General features: G+C 70.8%; 4 protein-coding genes. All 4 read left to right on the forward strand.

Annotation, left to right across the window (positions count from 1 at the left end; translation table 11 throughout):
• The coding region (locus GH736_RS15950) for a response regulator transcription factor (RefSeq protein ID WP_162529571.1) at window positions 1–221 on the forward strand (221 nt) is incomplete at its 5' end.
• Between the two features lie 122 nt (window positions 222–343).
• The gene (locus GH736_RS15955; protein WP_159605089.1) at window positions 344–1,474 is read left to right on the forward strand and encodes a flavin-containing monooxygenase; all 1,131 of its coding nucleotides are present in this window, start codon (window positions 344–346) and stop codon (window positions 1,472–1,474) included.
• A gap of 253 nt (window positions 1,475–1,727) precedes the next feature.
• Complete coding sequence (locus GH736_RS15960) at window positions 1,728–4,019, forward strand: immune inhibitor A domain-containing protein (RefSeq protein ID WP_203230809.1); 2,292 nt, start codon at window positions 1,728–1,730, stop codon at window positions 4,017–4,019.
• Between the two features lie 82 nt (window positions 4,020–4,101).
• Window positions 4,102–4,503, forward strand: coding sequence for a hypothetical protein (locus GH736_RS15965; RefSeq protein WP_159605091.1), 402 nt, complete (start codon window positions 4,102–4,104; stop codon window positions 4,501–4,503).
• Window positions 4,504–5,627: the final 1,124 nt, after the last annotated feature.

Raw genomic sequence — 5,627 nt, forward strand, 5'->3', positions numbered from 1 at the left:
GACCTGCGGCCGCGGCATCCGCGGGGCTCACCCGGCGCGAGGTGGAGGTGCTGCGGCTCATCGCCGGCGGACGCACCAATCGGCAGATCGCGCAGGAGCTCTTCCTCAGCGAGCGCACCGTCGCGCGGCACGTGAGCAACATCCTCGGCAAGCTCGGGCTCGCCAACCGCGCCGGGGCCACGGCGTTCGCGTTCGAGCACGGGCTCACCGCGGCATCCTGACCCGGCGCCGCCCGGCACCGCAGCGTCCGGCCCGCGGAACTGGTCATTTCTGCCGACGCGGCGATGCCGCGGCATCCGTAGCGTCGCGCACATCAGCGACTCGGATGCTCAAGGAGGCCCTCATGTCCACCACCGCCATCGACACCGCCGTCATCGGCGCCGGAGCCGCCGGGCTCACGGTCGCCAAGTACCTCACCGACCACGGTGTCGACTTCGAGCTCTTCGACGAGCACGCCCGCGTGGGCGACGCGTGGCGCGAGCGCTACCGCTCGCTGCGCCTGTTCACGCCGCGCCCGTTCCTCAGCCTGCCCGGACTGCCCATCGAGATCGGCCGGTTCCGCTACCCGACGGGTGCGGAGCTCGCCGACTACCTCGAGCGGTACGCCATGCACTTCCGCCTGCCGGCGCGCATGGGCGTTCGGGTCGTGTCGCTGGATCGCGCCGCCGAGGCCCGGTTCCGGCTCCGACTGTCCGACGGCGACGACGTGCTCGCGACGAGGGTGATCGTCACCACCGGTGCGCACCGCCGGCCGGTCACGCCCGCGTTCGCGGCCAGCCTGGACCCGTCGATCCGGCAGCTGCACTCGCTGGACTACCGCGGTGCCGAGCAGCTCGCCGACGGTCCGGTGCTCGTCGTGGGGGCCGCGAACTCGGGCACGGATGTCGCGCTCGAGGCCGCCGCGGCCGGCCACGCCGTGACGCTCGCCGGTCGGCATCCGGGGCACGTGCCGATCGACATCGACCGCCCCCTCGGCAATCTCATTTCGGCCATCTTCATCCGGCGCCTCCGCAACACGACGATCGACACCGAGCAGGGACGCGCCGTCAGGGCCCAGAACGCCGGTCACGGCGTGATGCTCGTGCGCAACTCGCTGAAGGACCTGACCCGGGCGGGCGTCGTGCAGGTCGGCCGGATCGACCGCGTCGAGGCCGGCCGCCCGGTCACCGCCGACGGCACGGCCATCGACGCCGCCACCGTGGTCTGGTGCACCGGCTCCCGGCCCGAGCTCGGGTGGATCGACCTCGACGGCGTCGTCGATGAGCGCGGGCTGCCGGTCGAGCACCGGGGCGTCGCGAGCGGATGCCCCGGGCTCGGGTTCGTGGGCATGCCGTTCCAGTACTCGGTGGCATCCGAGACCCTGATGGGCATGGACCGCGACGCGCGCTTCGTGATCGATGCGCTGCTCGGCGACGCCGCCGCGTCGACGGCGGCGGTCGCCCGGCCTGAGGCCGCACCGGAGGTCGCCGCCTGAGCGATGCCGCTGACGCGTGGGCCGGCACGAGTCGGCGTATTTTCACCCGAGGGCGCGATCCGCACAAGAGGTCGCGCCCTCGGATTCCTTGCGTCCTTCGCGGTTCCTTCGACGTGGATGCGGCGCCCGGTAACGATTCGGGTCGTTTCGGAACTTGACCGAGGTCTACCTCTTCCCCGCGCGAAACGACGGTGTTAGGTTTCCCGCACCGTGCCCGGCGATCCCGGGCGCATTCCATGTGTAAGGAGAACTCGTGAATCGACGTATGCGCGGCATGGTCGCGGTCGCTGCGGCGGGCATGACGGTCATGGCGGGTGCGGCCTTCGGGCCCGCGGCCGTCGCCGCCCCCGCCGACGGTCCCACCTCGGACACGGCAGCGGCCCAGCGGCTCGACAACCGTCCCGGCCCGCTCACCGAGCGCCAGAACCAGCGCCGCAAGGCCGCCCAGAAGCTCATCCTCTCGGGGCAGGCCTCGCCCGGCGAAGACGGCGTCGTGCAGCTCGACACCGACAAGTACTACCAGGCCGCGGTGACCGGCACCGACCGGATCTTCACGATCCTCTCGCAGTTCGGCGACCAGACCGCCGGGAAGCTCGGCTCCACCCCCGGGCCGCTGCACAACGAGATCCCGCAGCCCGACCGCACGGTGAACAACAGCACGCACTGGCTGCCCGACTTCAACCAGGGCACCTACGAGGACCTGTTCTTCGGCGACGGCGAGTCGTTCAAGGACTTCTACGAGAAGCAGTCGTCGGGCAACTACACGATCGACGGCGAGGTCAGCGACTGGGTGACCGTGCCCGGCAACGCCTCCACCTACGGCGACAACACCGTCGAGGACTTCGGCGGCTCCTGGCAGTTCATCGAGGACACCGGCAACGCCTGGTACGACGCCCAGGTCGCCGCGGGCAAGACCGATGACGAGATCAAGGCCGAGCTCGCCTCGTTCGACGTGTGGGACCGCTACGACGCCGACAACGACGGGAACTTCGACGAGCCCGACGGCTACCTCGACCACTTCCAGGCGGTGCACGCCGGTGAGGGCGAGGACGCCGGCGGCGGCGCGCAGGGCGAAGACGCCATCTGGTCGCACCGCTGGTACGTGAACTCGACCGACTACGGCACGACCGGTCCCGACGGCGCCAAGTTCGGCGGCGCGCAGATCGGCGACACCGGCTTCTGGATCGGCGACTACACGGTCGAAGCCGAGAACGGCGGCCTCGGCGTGTTCGCGCACGAGTTCGGCCACGACCTCGGCCTGCCCGACTTCTACGACACGAACGGCGGCGAGAACTCGACCGCGTTCTGGACCCTCATGTCGAGCGGCTCGTGGCTGAACCACGGCACCGAGGACATCGGCACCACGCCCGGCTACATGGGCCCGTGGGAGAAGCTCCAGCTCGGCTGGCTCGACTACTCCGTCGTCGACCCCGGCCAGAGCGGCTCCTACACGCTGAGCCCCGCTGCCCTCCAGGCCGACGGCCAGGACCAGGCCCTCGTCGTCGACGTGCCCGACGCGCCCGTCACCAACGACTACGTGACGCCGAACGGCGGCCACGCGTGGTGGACCTCCAGCGCCGACGACCTGAACACGACGCTCACGCGCTCGATCGACCTGTCGAAGGTCAGGACCGCGACGGTCTCGGCCAAGGCCTGGTACGACATCGAGGCCGGCTACGACTACCTCTACGGCGAGTACTCGACCGATGGCGGCGCCAACTGGACCACGGTCGGCACCCTGTCCGACACGTCGAACGGCAAGTGGACGACGCTGAAGTACTCGGTGCCGGGCGGCAACGCCAACACCCTGTTCCGCTTCCGCTACCAGTCCGACGGCGGCGTGCACCTCGCGGGTGCGTTCCTCGACGACATCGTCGTGAAGAGCGGCGGCACCACGCTGCTGAGCGACAGCGTCGAGGGCGGCGCCAACGGCTGGACGGCCGCGGGCGGCTTCAAGATCAGCACCGGCTCCGAGACCAGCTCGGGCGACGCCTACTACCTGGTCGAGAACCGCACCTACGTGGGCTACGACGACACGCTGCGCGACGGTCCCTACCAGTTCGACAAGCCGTACACCGCGCCCGACCACGTCGAGCACTTCCCCTTCCAGGACGGCATGCTCGTGTGGGCGGTCGACGAGACCTACACCGACAACAACACGATCGACCACCAGGGCCACGGCCTCGCGCTGCCGATCGACGCCGGGGTCGTTCCGATGACCTACGCCGATGGCACCAAGCCGAGCAACCGGCGCCAGCCTTACGACGCCACCTTCGGCCTGCAGGCGATCGACCAGGTCGCGCTGCACAAGGAGGTCCTCGTCGGCAAGGGCAAGAACCAGCACGTGGAGTCCGTCGCGGCGGTCGTCGGCGATGGCAGCCCGCGTCAGCAGACCGCCACGTTCACGGATGCTGCGAAGGACGCGTACTTCAGCCCGCTCAACCCGCTCGCCGGCGTCTACGTCGCCGGTCACGGCGTGACCGCGACCGTGACCAGCCAGGTCACCGGCGGCGCGATGACGGTGGACGTGACCAACCCGCAGTAATCGACTGCTCGCACCACGGTGGGCCCGTCTCCTCGGAGGCGGGCCCACTCGCGTTCCCGGGCGGCGTGCGATGATCGAGCCGATGAGCGAGTGGATGCGGTGGGGCGGGGACGCCGCCGAGGGCGTCGGCTGGGCCCGGTTCTTCGGCTGGTCGTCGGTCGGCATCGGCGTCATCACGACGCTGGCCTGCTTCTTCGTGCCGCTCGAGGGGCAGTACGGGCGCACGGCGTGGCTCGTGCTCTTCGGGTCGGCGGCCGTCTGGCTCGGCGGCATGTCCGCATCTCGGTACCGCTCGCTGGGGCGTCGACGGGCGGCCCTGCCCATCGTCGGCATCGCGCTCGGGTGCCTCACCATGGCCGTCATGATCTACGCGTTCACGGTGCTCGTGCTCGCCTCGTACGGCATCGCGTGGCCGGCGCCCGCGATCTGGCTCGCGCCCTCCGGCGTGACCGTGCCGCCGTCGGCGCCCGGCGTCGCGAGCTGACCGTCGGACAAGCCGCGCCGAACCCCGGGCGGCCCGAGCCGACGGAGTAGAGTCCCACCCGTGGGGGCTGGATGAGCGGGGAACTCGTGCTCGTGACCGGCGGAACTGGCTTCGTCGGCGCGCACTGCATCGTCGCGCTCCTGCGCGAGGGCTACCGCGTGCGCACGACGGTGCGCGCGCTCGACCGGGCCGGCCAGGCGCGCGACCTCGTGCGCGCGGGCGGTGAGGATCCGACGGGGATCGAGTTCGTCGTCGCCGACCTCATGCAGGACGACGGCTGGCTCGACGCCGTCGACGGCACCCGGTACGTGCTGCACGTGGCATCCCCCCTGCCCGTTCGCCAGCCGAAGGACGCGAACGAGCTCATCGAGCCGGCCCGCGAGGGCGTGCTTCGCGTGCTGCGGGCCGCCCGCGACACCGGCGTGCGACGCGTCGTGCAGACCTCGTCGTTCGCGGCGATCGGCTACGGCACCGACCCGGGCCGCCCGTTCACCGAAGCGGACTGGACCGACCTCACGGCGCCGCACCTCACGCCGTACATCCAGTCGAAGACGCTGGCCGAGCGGGCGGCGTGGGAGTTCATCGAGCGCGAGGGCGCCGGCCTCGAGTTCGCGACGGTGAACCCGGTCGTGATCTTCGGACCGGCGCTCGGCGCCGACTTCTCGACGTCCATCCACGTGCTGCTGCGCCTCCTGAACGGCAAGGTGCCGGCGGTGCCGCCGGGCACCACGACCGGGGTGGACGTGCGCGACGTCGCCGACCTGCACGTGCTGGCGATGCGGCATCCGGATGCCGCGGGCGAGCGGTTCCTCGCCGTCGCCGGCGACCCGATCTCCTTCCTGCGAGAACAGGTGATCCAGCCGCACCTTCCGGTACGGCTACCTTGTTACGACTTAGTCCTAATCACCGATCCCACCTTCGACGGCTCCCTCACGGGCAGCCCCGGACGCGCGCGCTCCGATCCAGTTGTCGAGCCCGATCCGCGAGGTCGAAGCCGAGGTACAGTTCGTACCGGCCGGCGTTGGAGGGCAGCTCCAGATCACTGCCGACGACGAGGGTGCCTGCGGCGTAGCCGTCGTCGTCATGGTGCGAGGCCGCTTGCGAGCTCGTGACCGCTTCGGCCT

It is taken from the genome of Agromyces humi, from assembly GCF_009720255.1.
Classification (GTDB): domain Bacteria; phylum Actinomycetota; class Actinomycetes; order Actinomycetales; family Microbacteriaceae; genus Agromyces; species Agromyces humi.

Excerpts from the sequence above, each read along its gene's own strand:
- GH736_RS15955 (WP_159605089.1), top strand. The coding sequence starts at position 344 with ATGTCCACCACCGCCATCGACACCGCCGTCATCGGCGCCGGAGCCGCC.
- GH736_RS15965 (WP_159605091.1), top strand. The coding sequence starts at position 4,102 with ATGAGCGAGTGGATGCGGTGGGGCGGGGACGCCGCCGAGGGCGTCGGC.